The organism is Mesorhizobium kamtschaticum (genome assembly GCF_056174585.1).
Genome location: NZ_CM149691.1, coordinates 534,152 through 552,099 on the forward strand (window position 1 = coordinate 534,152; position 17,948 = coordinate 552,099).

Here is a 17,948-nt window from a genome sequence, read left to right on the forward strand (position 1 = left end):
CCTCAGCTCCCCCTATAGGTTGAATAGCCGTAGGGCGAGATCAGCAATGGTACATGATAGTGCACGGCGTCGGCCATACCGAAACGGATCGGCACGCTGTCAAGGAAAGCCGGTTCGGGCAGTTTTGTGCCCTGGCCGCGCAGATAATCGCCGGCCGCGAACACCAGTTCGTATTCTCCGGTGCGGAATTCCGCTCCGGCGAGCAGCGGCGCGTCGCAACGGCCGTCGGCATTGGTGACAACGGTCTTCAGACGTGTCCGCGCGTCGCCATCGAGGTGATAAAGCTCGATCGACAATCCTGCCGCCGGCTTGCCGGTTGCGGTATCGAGGACGTGGGTCGTCAGGCGCCCGCCATCGGCTTTCGACGTTTCTGCCATTGGCCGCCTCCCTTTCCAGTATGAACGAACTGGCTGGTACAATCGAACACTAGTGATGAATTGTGCGCCAATTAAAGGCGATGCATAAGTCCCGGTCGAGCGGAGTGCGACAAAAACACTTTCAAAAATTTTCGGGGAATGCGAGAAGCACCCTTTCGATATCCTGATCATAGTTCGGGCGATGCCCGGCCGGAGGGACAATGCGTTACATCAGAGACATGCGCGGCTATGGAGCCAACCCGCCGGACCCGAAATGGCCTGGTGGTGCGCATGTCGCCGTCCAGTTCGTCGTCAATTACGAGGAGGGCGGCGAGAATTGCGTCCTTCACGGCGACAAGGCTTCAGAAGCTTTCCTGTCCGAGATCGTCGGCGCGGCACCCTGGGTGGGCCAGCGCCACTGGAATATGGAATCGATCTACGAATATGGCGCGCGGGCCGGCTTCTGGCGGCTGCTGCGCCTGTTCACCGAGGCCGAGGTGCCGATCACGTGCTACGGCGTCGCGTCAGCACTCGCCCGCTCCCCCGACCAGGTCACGGCCATGCAGGATGCCGGCTGGGAAATCGCCTCGCACGGGCTGCGGTGGATCGACTACCGGGACCACAGCGCCGAGGACGAGCGCCGTGACCTCGAAGCAGCGATCAAGCTGCATTACGAGGTGACCGGCCAGCGCCCAACCGGCTGGTATACGGGCCGCACCTCGGTCAACACGGTGCGTCTGGTCGCCGAAGAGGGCGGCTTCGACTACGTCTCCGACACCTATGACGACGAACTGCCCTACTGGTTCGAGCACAGCGGCGGCACACAGCTCGTCATCCCTTATACGCTCGACGCCAACGACATGCGCTTCGCCACGCCGCAGGGCTTCAATTCGGGCGACCAGTTCTTCGCCTATCTGAAGGACAGCTTCGACACGCTCTATGCCGAGGGCCAGGCCGGGCGGCCGCGCATGATGAATATCGGCCTGCATTGCCGGCTCGTCGGGCGGCCAGGCCGGGTGGCGGCGCTGAAGCGCTTCGTCGACTATGTCAGATCGCACGACAAGGTCTGGCTGGCACGGCGCATCGACATCGCCAGGCACTGGCAAGAGAACCATCCCTACAAGCCGGCGGCGCTGCGCCCGTCGAAAATGGAATTCGAGACCTTCGTCCACACCTTTGGCGGCGTGTTCGAGCATTCGCCCTGGATTGCCGAGCGGGCCTACGAGCTGGAACTCGGTCCGGCACACGATACGGCAGGCGGCCTGCACAATGCGCTCTGCCGCATCTTCCGTGCCGCCAGCGAGACCGAACGGCTCGGCGTGCTCAACGCCCATCCCGACCTTGCCGGCAAGCTGGCCAAGGCCAGGCGGCTGACGGCGGAATCGACCAGGGAACAAGCCTCCGCCGGTCTCGACGCGCTGACCGACAAGGAACGCGAACTCTTCTCCAAGCTCAACGCCGCCTACGTCACCACCTTCGGCTTCCCCTTCATCATCGCGGTGAAGGGCAAGACAAAGGAGGAAATCCTCGCCGAATTCGAGGCGCGCATCGGCAACGGCCGTGGCGTCGAATTCGAGACCGCCTGCAAACAGGTCGAGCGCATCGCGCTGCTCCGCCTCAAAGACATGCTACCGCAATAGGTTGAACCCATGGATACGATCAGGATGCCCGAGCGAACCTATTATGCGCCGCATGGCGGCCATTCCGGCCAGAGCGAGCTTTTGACCGGCCGCGCCGTCTTCACCGATGCCTATGCCGTCATCCCCAGGGGCGTGATGCAAGACATCGTCACCAGCGCCTTGCCGTTCTGGGACAAGACCCGCGTCTGGATCCTGTCGCGGCCGCTGTCCGGCTTCGCCGAGACGTTTTCGCAATACATCGTCGAGGTCGCGCCGGGCGGCGGCAGCGAGCGGCCGGAGCCCGATGCCGGCGCCGAGGGTGCCCTGTTCGTGGTCGAAGGCGAACTGACGGTTCTGCTGGACGGCAAGAAACACGTCTTGAGACCAGGCGGCTTTGCCTTCCTGCCGCCGGCGAGTGGCTGGACCGTTCGCAACGAAGCAAAGGCTGCTGTTCGTTTCCATTGGATTCGCAAGGCTTACGAGGCGGTCGATGGTCTCGACACGCCGGAAGCCTTCTTCACCAACGAGCAGGAGATCGCGCCGACACCGATGCCCGGCACCGAGGGCCGCTGGGCAACGACGCGGTTCGTTGATCCGGCCGATTTGCGCCACGACATGCACATGACCATCGTCACGCTCGAGCCAGGTGCCGTCATTCCGTTCGCCGAGACGCATGTCATGGAGCACGGGCTCTATGTGCTGGAAGGCAAGGGGGTCTATCGCCTCAACCAGGACTGGGTCGAGGTCGAGGCCGGCGACTATATGTGGCTGCGCGCCTTCTGCCCGCAGGCCTGCTATGCCGGCGGCCCGGGCAAATTCCGCTATCTGCTGTACAAGGACGTCAACCGCCACGCCAAGCTTGGCGGTGCCGGCATTGCAAGGCGGGCGCCGTGACCCGAATCGTCGCGCGGCCGCTGACCCGCGAGAGCTTTGCCGCATTCGGCGATGTGATCGACATGGGCGGCGACAACCATTACCCGATCAATGGCGGGCGCGCCGAACGCTACCACGATCTCGCCACCGCCGAGGCCGCAGGGCCGAACGCCCGTGTGCTGATCTCGATGGTGCGCGGTACGCCTTACGAACTGCCGCTGAAACTGACCATGGTCGAGCGTCACCCGTTCGGCAGCCAGGCCTTCATCCCGCTGTCGCCGCGCCCATTCCTGGTCGTCGTCTGTCATGACGGCAAAGAGGGGCCGGGCGAGCCGCACGCCTTCATCACCGCGCCCGGACAAGGTATCAATTATTCCCGCAATCTCTGGCATGGCGTGCTGACGCCGCTCGGCGAGGCTCAGGATTTCCTGATCGTCGACCGTGGCGGCGACGGCTCCAATCTCGAAGAATTCCACTTCTCGCACGCCTACGAGATCCACCTTCCCTGAAGGATTCCCTTTCCAATGACTGACATTTCTCTGATCGACCGCCTGCTCGACGTCATCGAGCACAACATCGTGCCGAAGACGGCGGATGGCGTCGCCCACGGCAACAAGCTGTTCGGCGCCGCAATCCTGCGCAAGGATGATCGCTCGCTGGTGCTGGCCGAAACCAACAACGAGATCGAGAACCCGCTCTGGCACGGTGAAGTGCACTGCCTGAAGCGTTTCTACGAAATGCCCAGGGCCGAACGCGTCGATACGAAAGACGCCATCTTCATTGCCACGCATGAGCCGTGCTCGCTCTGTCTGTCGGCGATTACCTGGACCGGCTTCGACAATTTCTACTATCTGTTCAGCCACGAGGATTCGCGCGACAGTTTCGCCATCCCGCATGACCTGAAAATCCTGAAAGAGGTCTTCACCCTCGATCCCGGCGGCTACAATGCCGAGAATGCCTATTGGAAGAGCTTTTCCATCCGCAGGCTGGTGCGGGCGCTGCCCGAGGCCGAGCGCCAACGGCTGGAATCGCGTATCGGCGATATCTCGGCCCGCTACGACGAGCTGTCCGGCGCCTACCAGGCAAGCAAGGCCGAAAACGACATTCCGCTGAATTGAGGGCGTGGAGCAGCTAGCGGCACAGGTCGCATAATTCGCTGCTCCAGTCGCGAATGGCGATTGAAAATTGCCGCGCTGCGGGGCGTTATGCCTGCCATGAAAACCATCACCGAATTTCCCCGCAAGGTCGTCGAATTTCCTGATATGGGCATCGTCATGCCGGATGGCTGCCGGCTGTCGGCGCGGGTGTGGATGCCGGAGGATGCCGGCGACGATCCGGTGCCTGTCATCCTCGAGCACCTGCCCTACCGCAAGCGCGACGGCACCATTTTTCGCGACCAGCTGACGCATCCCTATTTCGCCGGGCACGGCTACGCCTCGATCCGCGTCGACATCCGCGGCAATGGCGATTCCGAAGGGCTGATGGACGACGAATATTCCGAGCAGGAATTGCAGGACGCCTGTGATGTCATCGCCTGGGCGGCAAGCCAGCCCTGGTGCAACGGCAATGTCGGCATGATGGGCATCTCCTGGGGCGGCTTCAATTGCCTGCAGGTGGCGGCCAGAGAGCTGCCGGCGCTGAAGGCGGTGATCAGCCTGTGCTCGACCGTCGACCGCTATGCCGACGACATCCACTACAAAGGCGGCTGCCTGCTGATCGAGAATTTCGGCTGGGCCTCGACGATGCTGTCCTATTCGTCGCGGCCGCCGGATCCGCTGATCGCCGGCGACAACCGCTGGCGCGACCTGTGGCTGACGCGGCTGGAGAACCAGTCCTTCCTTTTGCCGCTCTGGCTCAGCCACCAGCACCGTGATGCCTACTGGAAACGCGGCTCGATCTGCGAGGATTTTTCCGCTGTCAAAGCCGCCGTGCTGTCGATCGGCGGCTGGCATGACGGCTACCGCAACACGATCTCGCACCTCGTCACCAACATCGAGGCGCCGGTGAAGGGCATCGTCGGCCCATGGATCCATAAGTATCCGCATTATGCCGGGCCCCGGCCAGCCATCGGCTTCCTGCAGGAGGCGCTGCGCTGGTGGGACCATTGGCTGAAGGGCACGGAGACCGGCGTCGAGGACGATCCCGCCTACCGCGCCTATGTGATGGACAGTGTGCGCCCGGCCCGTTGGCATCCGGAGCGGCCGGGCCGTTGGGTGGCCGAGCAACAATGGCCGTCGCCCGCCATCAAGGTCCAGACGATCGATCTGCTCCCCAAGGGGAGCAAACCGGCCATCGTCGCCTCGCCGCAGACCTGCGGCCTCGCCGGCGGCGAATATTTTCCGTTCACCTTTGGCTCGGAACTGCCCGGCGACCAGCGTCCCGACGATGCGCTGTCGGTGTGTTTCGACCAGGAACTCAGCGAGGCGATCGACATTGTCGGTGCACCCGAAGTTCACGTCACGCTCTCCTCCGACCGCCCGCAGGCCAACATCGCGGTGCGGCTGTGCGACGTGCATCCCGATGGCGCTTCGGAGCTCATCTCCTATGGCGTGCTCAACCTGACGCACCGCGACTCGCATGAATTCCCGCAAGCCCTGGTGCCGGGCGAAACCGTGTCGGCGCGCGTCGTGCTCGATCAATGCGCCTACCGCGCGCCGGCAGGCCACCGCCTGCGCATCGCCGTGTCGAACGCCTATTGGCCTATGATCTGGCCCTCGCCGGAGCCGGTGCAACTCACCTTGTCGACAGCGGCACTGGCTTTGCCGCTTCGCCCGCTGGCGACAGGCAACGAAACGACGTTCGCCGAGCCGGAAGGCGCCACGCCCTGGGCCACCGAGACGGTTCGGCCCACCAATTCCGAACGCCATGTCGATCGCGATGAAAAGACGGGATTCGTCACGCTTTCCATAGCGGACGATTTCGGCGCGGTGCGCGATCTCGACCACGGCCTCGTCAATGGCAGCATCGCCCGCGAGACCTGGACGATCCATCCTGACAATGCATTGTCGGCTTCGGGAAAAACACACTGGACGCAGACACTGTCGCGAAATGGATGGTCGGTGCGCACCGAGACATGGGCGGAGATGCGATCGGACGCGCAAAACTTCATCGTCAGCGCCAGAATCGAGGCCTATGAGGGTGAAAGAATCGTCTTCGAGCGCAATTTCGAGGAAAAGATTCCACGCGCGCTGGTCTGAGCGATGAAGCCGTTGGTCCAAATGCGACGTACGATTTACGCCACGGCATGTCGCATTCGGTCTTGCTTACGGCATTAGCTTACCCTCATTATTCAGGGAGAATTAACAGAGAAAATCGACCGCAGAGTCGAACCAACAGAGTGAGGAACTCAAAATGTCTGATGAACTCGAATTCCTTAGCCGACGTGTTGCAGCGGGCAAGCTGAGCCGTCGTGACTTCTCGGCCGGGCGGCTGCGCTCGGCACCGCGGCACCCTTCGCCAACTCGCTGCTTTCAAGTGCGGCCCGCGCGGCGGGTCCGGTCAAGGGCGGCACCATCAAGGCCGGCCTGGTCGGCGGCGAATCCACCAACAGCCTCGATCCGGCGCTGATGATGACGCAGGTGCCGTTCGCCTTCGGCAAGTGCTGGGGCGAAATGATCGTCGAGCTGTCGCCGGACGGCAAGCTCGAGAACCGCATCGCCGAGGAGATCGGCTCGTCCAAGGACGCCAAGACCTGGACGCTGAAAATCCGCGACGGCGTCGAATTCCACAACGGCAAGACCGTGACCGCCGAGGACGTCGCCGCCACGCTCGAGCGCCATTCCGACGAGAAGTCGAAATCCGGCGCGCTCGGCTACATGAAGGGCATCGAGACCATCAAGGCCAACGGCAAGGAAGTGGTGCTGACGCTGAAGGAGGCCAACGCCGACCTTCCCTACCTGCTCAGCGACTATCACCTGATCGTCCAGCCGAACGGCGGCAAGGACAAGCCCGATGCCGGCATCTCGGCCGGCCCGTATGTGGTCAAGACCAACGAGCCCGGCGTGCGCCATGGCGGCGAGCGTTTCGCCAACTACTGGCAGGGCGACAAGATGGGTCATGCCGACCAGATCGAAGTCATCGTCATCAACGACGCCACGGCGCGCACGGCGGCCCTGCAGGGCGGCCAGGTCAACATGATCAACCGCGTCGAGCCGAAGATCGTCGACCTGATCAAGCGCGTGCCGGGCGTGACCATCCGCAATCACGCCGGTCCGGGCCACTACGTGTTCATCATGCATTGCAACACGGCGCCGTTCGACAACAACGATCTGCGCATGGCGCTGAAGCTCGCCATCGACCGCGAAGAGATGCTGACCAAGGTGCTGCGCGGCTATGGCTCGCTCGGCAACGACTTCCCGATCAACTCGGCCTATCCGCTGTTCACCGAGATCGAGCAGCGCAAGTACGATCCGGACAAGGCCAAGTTCCACTACAAGAAGTCTGGTCATGACGGCACCGTGCTGCTGCGGACCTCGGACGTCGCCTTCCCCGGCGCTGTCGACGCCTCGCAGCTCTTCCAGCAGAGCGCGGCGAAGGCCGGCATCAAGATCGAGCTCAAGCGCGAGCCCGGCGACGGTTACTGGAACGAGGTCTGGAACAAGCAGCCCTTCTGCGCTTCCTATTGGGGCGGCCGCTCGACACAGGACCAGATGTACTCGACCGCCTATCTGTCGACCGCCGACTGGAACGACACGCGTTTCAAGCGCCCGGATTTCGACAAGATGGTGCTGGCGGCGCGTGCCGAGCTCGACGACGCCAAGCGCAAGCAGATGTACCACGACATGGCTGTCATGGTGCGCGACGACGGCGGCCTGATCCTGCCGATGTTCAACCAGTTCATTGACGCGACCGGTGCGAAGGTCGACGGCTGGGTGGATGATCCGCATCAGGAACTGATGAACGGTTACGCCCTGGCGAAGTGCTGGCTGCAGGCCTGAGTCCGGCTTTGCAGAGATGTCCTCACCCATCCTGAAACTAATCGCCCAGCGCATTGCGCTGGGCATCCTCTTCTGTTGGCCATTTCGGTCCTGATCTTCGCCGGCACCCAGATCCTGCCCGGCGACGTCGCGCAAGCCATTCTCGGACAATCGGCGACGCCGGAGTCGCTCGCCAATCTGCGCGAGCAGCTCGGGCTGAACGACCCGGCCTATGTCAGGTATTTCCACTGGCTCGGCGGCGTGCTGACCGGCGACCTCGGCACCGCCATGTCGAGCGGCCAGGACATCGCCACCTCGATCAAGGGCCGGCTGTGGAACACGCTGTTCCTCGCCTTCTGGGCGGCGATCGTGGCCGTGCCGTTGGCGATCATCCTCGGCCTGATCGCGGTGCGTTACCGCAATGGCTGGGTCGACAAGCTGATCTCCGGACTGGCGCTCGCCTCGACCTCCTTCCCGGAGTTCTTCATCGGCTATGTGCTGGTCTATTTCTTTGCCGTGAAGTGGCAGATCTTTCCCGGCATCTCGACTGTCTATGACGGCATGCCGTTCGGTGAGCGGATGCAGGCGATCGCGCTGCCGGCGACGGCGCTGACGCTGGTGGTGCTCGCCCACATGATGCGCATGACGCGCGCGGCGATCCTCAATGTCATGCAGTCGGCCTATGTCGAGACGGCGGAATTGAAAGGCCTGTCGGCGTTCAACGTCATCCGCAAGCACGCCTTCCCCAATGCGATCGCGCCGATCATCAACGTCGTCATGCTCAACCTCGCCTATCTGATCGTCGGCGTCGTCGTAGTCGAGGTGATCTTCGTCTATCCCGGCATGGGGCAATATCTCGTCGATCACGTGACCAAGCGCGATGTGCCGGTGGTGCAGGCCGTCGGCCTGATCTTCGCAGCCGTCTACATCAGTCTCAACATCATCGCGGACATAGCGGCGATCATCGCCAATCCGCGTCTTCGACATCCGAAATAGGGGGCGGGCATGCTCGATATCAAACGCATCCCCATCCCCGCGCTGATCGGCATAATCCTGACGGCATTGTTCGTGCTGGCGGCGATCTTCGCGCCCTGGATCTCACCGCATGACAACGCCGAGATCGTCGGCGATGTCTGGGAGCCGATGTCGGCGGCGCATTGGCTGGGCACCGACAATCTCGGCCGTGATCTGTTGTCGCGGATGATCTACGGCGCCCGCATCACCTTGTTCATCGCGGTGCTGGCCACCGCGCTGTCGTTCTCGCTCGGCGCCATACTGGGGTTCTCGGCGGCGGTGTTCGGCGGCTGGTTCGACACGATCCTGTCGCGCCTGGTCGATCTCCTGATGTCGATCCCGACGCTGATCATGGGCCTGGTCGTGCTCTCCGTGCTGCCGACCAACCTGGTGACGCTGATCCTGGTGATGGGCATTCTCGACTCGACCCGCGTCTACCGTCTGTCGCGCGCGGTCGCCGTCGACATCAACGTCATGGATTACGTTGAAGCCGCCAAGCTGCGCGGCGAAGGCAGCGCCTGGATCATCTTCCGCGAGATCCTGCCCAATGCGCTGTCGCCGCTGGTCTCGGAACTCGGGCTGCGCTTCATCTATGCGGTGCTGTTCCTGTCAACACTGTCCTTCCTCGGCCTTGGCGTGCAGCCGCCGGATGCCGACTGGGGCGGCATGGTCAAGGAAAACAAGGATGGCATCGTCTTCGGCATAGGCGCGGCACTCATCCCGGCGGCGGCGATCGCCATGCTGGCGATTTCGGTCAATCTGGTTGCCGACTGGGTGCTCAACCGTACGACAAGCCTTAAGGGAGGACGCGGGTGATGGCCGACAGCAAAGCAAAGCCTGGCCTGCTGCTCGACATCCGCAATCTGCGCATCGAGGCGACCGTCTACCCGCCCGGCGAGGCGCCGAAGAACATCGTGCTTGTGCATGACGTCTCGCTGACGCTCGAGAAGGGCAAGGTGCTCGGCCTGATCGGCGAATCCGGTGCCGGCAAGTCGACCATCGGCCTGTCGTCGATGGGGTATGGCCGCGGCGGCGTGCGCATCACGGGCGGTGAGGTGATCCTAAACGGCCGCGACATCCTCAAGGGCGGCAAGGAAGGCTTCCGCAAGCTGCGCGGCCGCGAGGTCTGCTACGTCGCGCAATCGGCAGCTGCCGCCTTCAACCCGGCGCACAGGCTGATGGATCAGGTGGTGGAAGCCACGCTGCTGCACGGCACGGCGACACGGGCCGAGGCTGAGAAGCGCGCCGTCGCGCTGTTCAAGAAGCTCAGCCTGCCAAACCCCGAAACCATCGGCGAACGCTTCCCGCACCAGGTTTCGGGCGGCCAGTTGCAGCGCGTGATGACGGCGATGGCGCTGTGCTCCGAGCCGGACCTGATCGTCTTCGACGAACCGACGACGGCACTCGACGTGACGACGCAGATCGACGTGCTGGCGGCGATCAAGGACGCCATCCGCGACACGCATGTGGCGGCGCTCTATATCACCCATGATCTCGCCGTCGTCGCCCAGGTCTCCGATGAGATCATGGTACTGCGGCACGGCCGGCTGGTCGAATGGGGTGGCACGCGCCAGATCATCAAGGAACCGCGCCAGGAGTACACCAACGCGCTTGTATCGGTGCACGAGATCGAACATGCCGAGCAAAAGCCCGGCACGACGCCGTTCCTGTCGGTCAAGAACGTCACCGCCGCCTATGGCCGCAGCCACATCAAGGTGCTGAAGAACGTCTCGGTCGACATTTTTCCGGGCCAGACGCTGGCCGTCGTTGGCGAGTCCGGCTCCGGCAAATCGACGCTGGCGCGTGCCATCACCGGTTTGCTGCCTCCGGAAGAAGGCACAGTCACCTTTGACGGCCGTCCACTGGCCAACAAGCTTGCCGACCGGCCGAAAGAAGATCTGCGGCAGTTGCAGATGATCTACCAGATGGCCGACGTGGCGATGAACCCACGCCAGACCGTCGGCACCATCATCGGCCGGCCGCTCGAATTCTATTTCGGCATACGCGGCAAGGAGCGCGACAAACGCGTCGCCGAACTGCTCGACAAGATCGAGATGGGCAAGGGCTTTTCCGACCGCTATCCGGCCGAGCTTTCAGGCGGCCAGAAGCAGCGCGTGTGCATCGCCCGCTCGCTCGCGGCAAAACCCAAGCTGATCATTTGTGACGAGGTGACCTCGGCGCTTGACCCCTTGGTGGCGCACGGCATCCTGAAGCTGCTGCTCGAGCTGCAGAAGGAGGAGAATGTCGCCTATCTGTTCATCACCCACGATCTGGCGACGGTGAAATCGATCGCCGATTCGATCGCGGTGATGTATCGCGGCGAGGTGGTGCGCTATGGCGCGAAAAGCAAGGTGCTGACGCCCCCCTTCGATGACTACACCGACCTTCTCCTGTCATCGGTCCCGGAGATGGAGATCGGCTGGCTGGAAAAGGCGATCAAGGGACGGCGCATGGCCAGCGCGGGGAACTAGGGCAGTTCACCGTTTCGAGGAAACGGCAAACCACTCCAACTCTTTGTTTTTGAAGCAATTCCCGGACGGAAAACCGTTTCACACTTTTCCTGGAATTGCTCTAGCGAGCGGTTGGTCAGCGGCAACTGTCGTCATTCAGATGCAACACTAGAGCGCCACACGTCCTTCCGGACGGGCGCTGCTCGTGACGTTGTTTTCAACAAGGGGTAGGACATGAAGACTGAACTCGACCATCTCGCTGATCTCGCCGGCCAGGGCCGGATATCGCGTCGTGACTTCCTTGGCCGTACGGCGGCACTGGGCGTGTCGGCGGCGCTGGCAACGACGCTGGCCGGGAAAGCCTTCGCACAGACGCCGGCCAAGGGCGGCATCCTCAAGGCCGGCCTGCAGGGCGGTGAATCGACCAACAGCCTCGACCCGGCGCTGAACCTCAGCCAGGTCACTTACAGCTTCGCCAAACAGTGGGGCGAATATCTCGTCCGGCTGACGCCGGAAGGTGGCGTCGAGAACCTGATCGCGCAGGAGATCGGCGCCTCGGCCGACGCCAAGACCTGGACCATCAAGGTGCGCGACGGCATCGAATTCCACAATGGCAAGACCGTGACCGCGGAGGATATCGCTGCGACGCTCGAGCGCCACGCCGACGAGAAGTCGAAGTCGGGTGCATTGGGCGTGCTGAAGAACATCAAGACGATCAAGCCGAGCGGCAAGGAAGTGGTCGTCACGCTCGGCGACGCAGACGCCGACTTCCCCTATCTGATGGCCGACTACCACCTCGTCATCCAGCCGAATGGCGGCAAGGACAATCCGAATGCCGGCATCAGCGCCGGACCCTACAAGGTCACCGTCAACCAGCCCGGCGTGCGCCATGGCGGCGAGCGCTTCGCCAATTACTGGCAAGGCGACAAGCTCGGCCATGCCGACCAGGTCGAGATCGTCGTCATCAACGACGCAACGGCGCGGCTGGCGGCACTTCAGGGCGGACAGGTGCAGCTGATCAACCGTGTCGAGCCGAAGGTTGTCGACCTGGTCAAGCGCATCCCCGGTGTCACCATCGAGAACGTCTCGGGCAGGGGCTACTATCCGTTCAACATGTTCTGCGACACAGCGCCCTTCGACAACAATGACCTTCGCATGGCGCTGAAGCTCGCCATGGACCGCGACGAGCTGCTGGAAAAGATCCTGCGCGGCTATGGTTCGGTCGGTAACGACTTCCCGATCAATGAAGCCTATCCGCTGTTTTCAACCGACATCGAGCAGCGCAAATTCGATCCGGAAAAGGCGGCCGCTGCCTACAAGAAGTCGGGCCACAGCGGCTCCATCCTGCTGCGCACCTCCGACGTCGCTTTCCCCGGCGCTGTCGACGCAGCCCAGCTCTACCAGCAGTCCTGCGCCAAGGCCGGCATCAAGATCGAGATCAAGCGCGAGCCCGGCGACGGCTACTGGTCGGAAGTCTGGAACAAGAAGCCTTTCTCCCTTTCCTACTGGGGCGGCCGCCCGACGCAGGACCAGATGTACTCCACCGGCTATGTCTCGACCGCCGACTGGAACGACACGCGCTTCAAGCGGCCGGAATTCGACAAGATGCTGCTTACCGCCCGCGCCGAACTCGACCAAGCCAAGCGCAAGGCGATCTACCACGACATGGCGGTGCTGATGCGCGACGAAGGCGGCCTGATCGTGCCGTTCTTCAACCAGTTCATCGACGCGGCCGCCACCAACAAGATTGCCGGTTGGGTCAAGAACCCCAACGGTGAGATGATGGATGGCTACGCGCTTGGCGCGTGCTGGCTGACCGCTTGACGCCAGGCTGGTACTGAAAAGCGCCGCGTGTCCCTGCGACACGCGGCGTACTTGTTTCAACGAACGACTGCAGGAGGCTACCCATGGCGCTCGGCTCCAAGCTGCTGCTCATCATCCTCGATGGCGTCCCCTATCGGAACTGGCGCCGGCTGATGGGCAATCTCGAGGGCTGGGTGCAATCGGGTGAAGCACAGGTCTGGAAGATGCGCTCGGTGCTGCCGTCGACCTCGGCCTGCTGCTATGCCTCGATCCACACCGGCGTGTCGCCACAGGTGCACGGCATTCTTTCCAACGAGAACCGGTTCCGCGTCGGGCAGCCCGACATCTTCTCGGAAGTCAGCAAGGCTGGCGGCAAGACAGGTGCCGTCACCCACTCCTACTGGTCGGAATTCTTCCGCTCCTATCCGTTCGATCTGGTCGAGGACATGGAATATGACGAACCCGGCGGGCCGATAACGCATGGCCGCTTCCACACCATGACTGGCTACAATCTGCGCAACCAGATGACGCCGAGCGATGTCGATCTGTTCGCGACGCTGACCATGCTGACGAAACGCCATGGCATCGACTACGGCATCCTGCACACCTGCACGCTGGATTCGATGGGCCATCGCTTCGGCCACGACTGCCACGAGATGGACCATGCCGTCTATGCGATGGATGGTATGCTGGCGGCCTTCCTGCCGGGTTGGATCGCGGCCGGCTACGAGGTCATGGTCACCGCCGATCACGGCCAGACCGACCGCGGCCACCATGGCGGCCACGACGACGAGATGCAGGATTTCGCGCTGTATTATTTCGGGCCCGGCAAAGGCCCCGAGGGCGAGGTGCTGCTCGACCAGTTGCAGCTGGCGCCGACCGTGTTGAGCCGGCTGGGCGTAGCCATTCCGGCGACAATGAAGGCGAAGCCCTTTTTGAGTTGAGCTGGCAGCTCTGGCAACCGCCCCTTTCTTCAGTTAGCCTCCGCAAATTCCTTGGCGGAGGATGAACCTTTTTGGACCGATCAGCGACAGAGCAGACAGGAGCCAGGCGGCTCGACCGGCCATGACGGCAGCGACGGAGACCGATCGCGCGCTTGTCGACCGGGTCGCGAAGGGCGACCGTGCCGCCGTTCGGCTCCTGTTCATGCGTCACCACGCGCGGGTCTACCGCTTCGTGGCGCGCCAGACGGGATCGGAAATGATGGCTGACGATATCGCGAACGAAGTCTTCCTCGAACTGTGGCGACAGGCGCCGGGGTTCGAGGGACGCTCCGAAGTCTCGACATGGCTGCTCGGCATCGCCCGGTTCAAGGCGTTGTCGCTGCTGCGCAAGAAGAAGGAAGACTGGATCGACGACGAGGCCGCCGCAGCGGTGCCCGACAGCGCCGACACGCCGGAGGTCGTCACGATGAAAGAGGACAAGGCCGCCGCCTTGCGCCGCTTCATTGACGCCTTGCCCGAAGAGCATCGCACGGTGATCGACCTTGCCTATTATCACGGACAATCGGTGACCGAGATCGGCGAGGTGCTCGGCATCCCGGTCGCGACCGTCAAGACCCGGATGTTCTACGCCCGCAAGAAACTCGGTGAGGCCCTCAAGGCCGCCGGTTACGACAGGGGGTGGCCATGAGCGCCGCTGAAAAGATGTCGCGCCGCGACGAAATGGAAACGCTGCTGCCGTTCTATCTGAACGGCTCGCTGGAAGGTTCCGACCTCGAAGCTATCGAGGAATGGCTGGCGACCGATCCGGCGGCAATGGCAGCCCTTGGCGAGGCCGAAGCCGAATTCTCCGGCACATCGGCCGCCAATGAAGCGATCCGCCCGCCTGCCGATGCGCTCAGCCGCTTCGCCAAGGCGCTCGACGCCGAGGCCGGACCTGCACGCAAGCCGGCAGGCTCGTCCTGGCTGGCGCAGGCCTGGGGCCGCTTCATGGCGGTGCCGGTCGGCGTCGCCTGGGCTGCGGCGGCGGTTCTGCTGGCGCTGATCGCGGTGCAATCCCTGGTGCAGCCCGGCGGCAAGGGCAAGGATTTCGAGATCGCCGGCGCGGAAGACGATCTGGCGAAACTGCCGTTCGCGCTGGTCAAGTTCAAACCGGATGCGAAGATGTCGGATATTTCGGCGTTCCTCGGCAGCAACGGGCTGAAGGTTATCGGCGGACCAACCGCCGACGGCGTCTTCCGGCTTGCCATCCCCGCCGCCAACGCGGCCGACTATACCAAGCAGCTTGGCCTTATTGCCGCCCAGCCTTTCGCGGAGACTGTGATCGAGGGAAGGAAACCGGTTGATGGCGGCTGAGGCGGCCCTTCGATTTGCAGCGATCCTGGCAGTGGCGATGACAATCGCCGCCGTGCCTGCGTCGGCGCAGAGCAACGCCGCCAATGGCGACCAGACGAAAATCGACTGCCGCAACGGCACCAATGCCGCTGGCGCCAACTGCCCCAAGGACGGCAGCGGCGCCGGCGACAATGCCGGAGGTGCGGGGCCTGCCCAGGCCGGCGCCGTCTTCTTCCTGCCCTGATCGTCGACCTCTTCCCCAACCCGGTCGCGCCCCCGGCACCGGTGCCGACACCGCGACCGGAACCGGCGACGCCGCCGGGCAACAACCAGGCCGGCCCACCGGCCGGCGGCCCGATCGTCTCGCCGACCGATCTTATTGCCGTCCAGCCGCCGCGCGCCGTGACCGGCGATTTCGTGCCCGACGAGGTGCTGGTGACGGTCGACGGTGATGCCGGCGCCGTGCAGCAGATCGCCGCCTCCTTCGGCCTCGAAGTGCGCTCGCAGCGCCAGTCCCGGCTGCTTGGCACCACTTTGGTGCGCTTCGGCATTCCCGACGGTCGCCCCGTCGGCGTCGTGCTGGCGCAGCTTGCCGCCGATGGCCGCACGCAGCGGCGCGAGCCCAACCACATCTATTCGCTGCAGCAGGCGGCCGGCATCGTCAATTATGCCTTCGATCGCATCGCGCTCGATGCCAAACAGGCCAGCGGCGAAAACGTTCGTGTCGCCGTCATCGATACCGGCATCGACGACAGCAATCCGGCACTGGCAGGCGTCATCGCCGCGCAGTTCGACGCCATGCCAGACGTGCCGATCGAAAAGCGCGACCATGGCACGTCGATCGACGGGCTGATCGCCGGCGTCGGCGCGCTGGAGGGAATGGCGCCGGGCGCCAAGATTTATCACGCCCGCGCCTTCGAAGGTGGCAAGTCGACCATGGACGTCATTCTGTCGGCGCTCGACTGGGCGGCGGAGCAGAATGTCAGCATCATCAATATGAGCTTCGTCGGGCCGAAGAACGACCTGCTCGGCGCCGCCTGCCGCAATGCCCGCGCGCTCGGCATGGTGCTGGTGGCCGCGGCAGGCAATAACGGCCCGAAAGCGCCCTATGGCTATCCGGCCGCTTTCGACGGCGTCATCGCGGTGACCGCCACCGACGCCAAGGACGAGCTGATGCCGCAGGCCAATCGTGGCGCCTATGTCTTCATCTCGGCGCCCGGCGTCGAGATGGTGGCGCCGAGCGGCGCCGGCTCGGACGTTGTCACCGGCACCTCGTTCGCGGCGGCGATCGTCAGCGGCGCCATCGCCAATCTCATCCATGCTGCGCCCGGCCGCTCAGCCGACGACATCGAGAAGGCCTTGGCGGCAACGGCAAAAGATCTCGGCCCCAAGGGGCGCGACAATGATTTCGGCTATGGGCTGCTGGACCTCAAGGCGGCGGAGACGGCGAAGCAATAGTCTCGCACTATCAGCACGGCTTCAGGCCGGCGCCCCGGCGACCGATCCCCGGACCACCAGGTCGACCGGCCAGACCTCGCCGCGCGCCCCCTCTTCCAGGCCGGAAATCCGCGCTGCCAGCCGTTCGGCGACGCGGGCGCCAGCGAGACGGATCGACGAGCGCGTCGTCGACAGCGGCACGGAAAAATTCTCCGGCTTCAGCCAGGGAAAGACGTCGTCATGGGCGATCAGCGAGACGTCGCCGGGAATGGTGAGGCCGAGGTCGCGCACGGCGCGCACGACGCCCAGCGCCATGATCAGGCTGGAGCAGGCGATCGCCGTCGGCGCGTCGCCAGCCTCCAGCAGACGCCTGGTGGCGCGATAGCCGTTTTCTTCGGTCATGGCCACGGAGCAGACATGGCGTTCGCCCAGGGTCAGCCCGCTTGCCGCGAGTGCCCGGCGCACGCCGCGCTCACGATGGATGGCGAAGGTCTCGCGGTCGTCGCCATTGATCAGCGCCAGCCGCCGGTGGCCGAGCTGCACCAGCAATCGTGCCGCCTCATGGAAGGCGCCCTCATTGTCGATGTCGAGATAGGGATAGTCGAAATCGAAGCCTTCGCTGCGGCCATGGACGAGGAAGGGAATGCCGAGCGTGCTGACCAGCGCCACCCGACTGTCCTGCGGCATCGGCGAAGAGATATAGACGGCGTCGACCTGCCGGTTGGCGACGATGCGCCGGTAGGTCGTCTCCTGGTCGTCGGCATCGGCCGGGGACAGCACGAGGTCAAGCTCGTGCGAGCGGGCATAGTCGCCCAGGCCGGACAGGAACTCGACGAAATGTGGATCGATGTCGACGGCCGCACCCGTCGGCAGGACATAACCGATCATGCCGGATTTGCCGGTCGCCAGCCGCCGCGCGCTCGGATTGGGGCGATAGCCATGGCGCTTGGCGGCGTCCATGACGCGCCGGCGCGTTTCCTCGTTGACCTCCGGATAGCCGTTCAACGCCCGGCTTACCGTGGTCTGCGAAAGCGCCAGCATATGCGCTAGCTGCTTGAGGTTCACAAAGGCCTCCATTCCCTCAAAGCGCTTTTAAATTGAATCGACCCAAGCACCACAAGGGCGTGGTCATACCAGTACCAAGCATAAGCGCGGTTTGCGCGAGTTTGAAACAGAAATTACTGCTGCACCGCCATAAAAGTAT

Annotated in this window: 13 protein-coding genes and 3 pseudogenes; 14 read left to right on the forward strand and 2 right to left on the reverse strand. The window is 63.6% G+C overall.

Annotation, left to right across the window (positions count from 1 at the left end; genetic code table 11):
- Positions 1 to 2: 2 nt before the first annotated feature.
- A complete protein-coding gene (gene uraH, locus AC0V7N_RS02515; RefSeq protein WP_475454402.1) occupies positions 3 to 377 on the reverse strand; it encodes a hydroxyisourate hydrolase in 375 nt (124 codons plus the stop codon).
- Positions 378 to 577: 200 nt separating this feature from the next.
- Between uraH and puuE the strand changes: the two genes are divergently transcribed.
- The 14 genes and pseudogenes from puuE (at position 578) to AC0V7N_RS02585 (ending at position 16,765) form a co-directional block, all read left to right on the forward strand.
- Positions 578 to 1,996, forward strand: a complete 1,419-nt coding sequence (gene puuE / locus AC0V7N_RS02520) for an allantoinase PuuE (RefSeq protein ID WP_475454404.1) — start codon at positions 578 to 580, stop codon at positions 1,994 to 1,996.
- 9 nt (positions 1,997 to 2,005) lie between these two features.
- Entirely contained in the window at positions 2,006 to 2,869 is an 864-nt protein-coding gene (locus tag AC0V7N_RS02525; RefSeq protein ID WP_475454406.1) for a bifunctional allantoicase/(S)-ureidoglycine aminohydrolase, read from the forward strand.
- On the forward strand, positions 2,866 to 3,357 hold the full coding sequence (locus tag AC0V7N_RS02530) for an ureidoglycolate lyase (RefSeq protein ID WP_475454408.1): 492 nt from the start codon (positions 2,866 to 2,868) through the stop codon (positions 3,355 to 3,357). The genes AC0V7N_RS02525 and AC0V7N_RS02530 overlap by 4 nt, the downstream gene beginning before the upstream one ends.
- Before the next feature lie 15 nt (positions 3,358 to 3,372).
- Positions 3,373 to 3,966, forward strand: coding sequence for a nucleoside deaminase (locus tag AC0V7N_RS02535; protein WP_475454409.1), 594 nt, complete (start codon positions 3,373 to 3,375; stop codon positions 3,964 to 3,966).
- Positions 3,967 to 4,062: 96 nt separating this feature from the next.
- The gene (locus AC0V7N_RS02540) at positions 4,063 to 6,045 is read left to right on the forward strand and encodes a CocE/NonD family hydrolase (protein ID WP_496627690.1); all 1,983 of its coding nucleotides are present in this window, start codon (positions 4,063 to 4,065) and stop codon (positions 6,043 to 6,045) included.
- A gap of 154 nt (positions 6,046 to 6,199) precedes the next feature.
- A pseudogene (locus tag AC0V7N_RS02545) lies at positions 6,200 to 7,785 on the forward strand (ABC transporter substrate-binding protein).
- A 16-nt stretch (positions 7,786 to 7,801) separates the two neighbouring features.
- Positions 7,802 to 8,760 (forward strand): annotated as a pseudogene (locus AC0V7N_RS02550) (ABC transporter permease).
- A gap of 9 nt (positions 8,761 to 8,769) precedes the next feature.
- Positions 8,770 to 9,594, forward strand: a complete 825-nt coding sequence (locus tag AC0V7N_RS02555; RefSeq protein WP_477218581.1) for an ABC transporter permease — start codon at positions 8,770 to 8,772, stop codon at positions 9,592 to 9,594.
- The gene (locus AC0V7N_RS02560; RefSeq protein ID WP_475454417.1) at positions 9,594 to 11,249 is read left to right on the forward strand and encodes an ABC transporter ATP-binding protein; all 1,656 of its coding nucleotides are present in this window, start codon (positions 9,594 to 9,596) and stop codon (positions 11,247 to 11,249) included. Before AC0V7N_RS02555 ends, AC0V7N_RS02560 begins: the two co-directional genes overlap by 1 nt.
- Positions 11,250 to 11,462: 213 nt before the next feature.
- Positions 11,463 to 13,052, forward strand: coding sequence for an ABC transporter substrate-binding protein (locus AC0V7N_RS02565; RefSeq protein ID WP_496627691.1), 1,590 nt, complete (start codon positions 11,463 to 11,465; stop codon positions 13,050 to 13,052).
- Positions 13,053 to 13,135: 83 nt separating this feature from the next.
- Positions 13,136 to 13,975 carry an alkaline phosphatase family protein gene (locus tag AC0V7N_RS02570; RefSeq protein WP_475454419.1) on the forward strand — a complete coding sequence of 280 codons (840 nt, stop codon included), beginning with the start codon at positions 13,136 to 13,138 and terminating at the stop codon, positions 13,973 to 13,975.
- 121 nt (positions 13,976 to 14,096) lie between these two features.
- Complete coding sequence (locus tag AC0V7N_RS02575) at positions 14,097 to 14,663, forward strand: sigma-70 family RNA polymerase sigma factor (RefSeq protein WP_095201022.1); 567 nt, start codon at positions 14,097 to 14,099, stop codon at positions 14,661 to 14,663.
- The gene (locus AC0V7N_RS02580) at positions 14,660 to 15,328 is read left to right on the forward strand and encodes an anti-sigma factor (RefSeq protein ID WP_475454421.1); all 669 of its coding nucleotides are present in this window, start codon (positions 14,660 to 14,662) and stop codon (positions 15,326 to 15,328) included. The genes AC0V7N_RS02575 and AC0V7N_RS02580 overlap by 4 nt, the downstream gene beginning before the upstream one ends.
- A pseudogene (locus AC0V7N_RS02585) lies at positions 15,318 to 16,765 on the forward strand (S8 family serine peptidase). The gene AC0V7N_RS02580 and the pseudogene AC0V7N_RS02585 overlap by 11 nt, the downstream one beginning before the upstream one ends.
- A gap of 21 nt (positions 16,766 to 16,786) precedes the next feature.
- Here AC0V7N_RS02585 and AC0V7N_RS02590 read toward each other — a convergent pair.
- Positions 16,787 to 17,809, reverse strand: a complete 1,023-nt coding sequence (locus tag AC0V7N_RS02590; RefSeq protein ID WP_475454425.1) for a substrate-binding domain-containing protein — start codon at positions 17,807 to 17,809, stop codon at positions 16,787 to 16,789.
- Between the last annotated feature and the right edge of the window lie 139 nt (positions 17,810 to 17,948).

Coding starts and splice junctions, on each gene's coding strand:
- AC0V7N_RS02580 (WP_475454421.1), top strand. CDS start 14,660: ATGAGCGCCGCTGAAAAGATGTCGCGCCGCGACGAAATGGAAACGCTG.
- AC0V7N_RS02570 (WP_475454419.1), top strand. CDS start 13,136: ATGGCGCTCGGCTCCAAGCTGCTGCTCATCATCCTCGATGGCGTCCCC.
- puuE (WP_475454404.1), top strand. CDS start 578: ATGCGTTACATCAGAGACATGCGCGGCTATGGAGCCAACCCGCCGGAC.
- AC0V7N_RS02525 (WP_475454406.1), top strand. CDS start 2,006: ATGGATACGATCAGGATGCCCGAGCGAACCTATTATGCGCCGCATGGC.
- AC0V7N_RS02575 (WP_095201022.1), top strand. CDS start 14,097: ATGACGGCAGCGACGGAGACCGATCGCGCGCTTGTCGACCGGGTCGCG.
- AC0V7N_RS02540 (WP_496627690.1), top strand. CDS start 4,063: ATGAAAACCATCACCGAATTTCCCCGCAAGGTCGTCGAATTTCCTGAT.
- AC0V7N_RS02555 (WP_477218581.1), top strand. CDS start 8,770: ATGCTCGATATCAAACGCATCCCCATCCCCGCGCTGATCGGCATAATC.
- uraH (WP_475454402.1), bottom strand. CDS start 377: ATGGCAGAAACGTCGAAAGCCGATGGCGGGCGCCTGACGACCCACGTC.
- AC0V7N_RS02560 (WP_475454417.1), top strand. CDS start 9,594: ATGGCCGACAGCAAAGCAAAGCCTGGCCTGCTGCTCGACATCCGCAAT.
- AC0V7N_RS02565 (WP_496627691.1), top strand. CDS start 11,463: ATGAAGACTGAACTCGACCATCTCGCTGATCTCGCCGGCCAGGGCCGG.
- AC0V7N_RS02535 (WP_475454409.1), top strand. CDS start 3,373: ATGACTGACATTTCTCTGATCGACCGCCTGCTCGACGTCATCGAGCAC.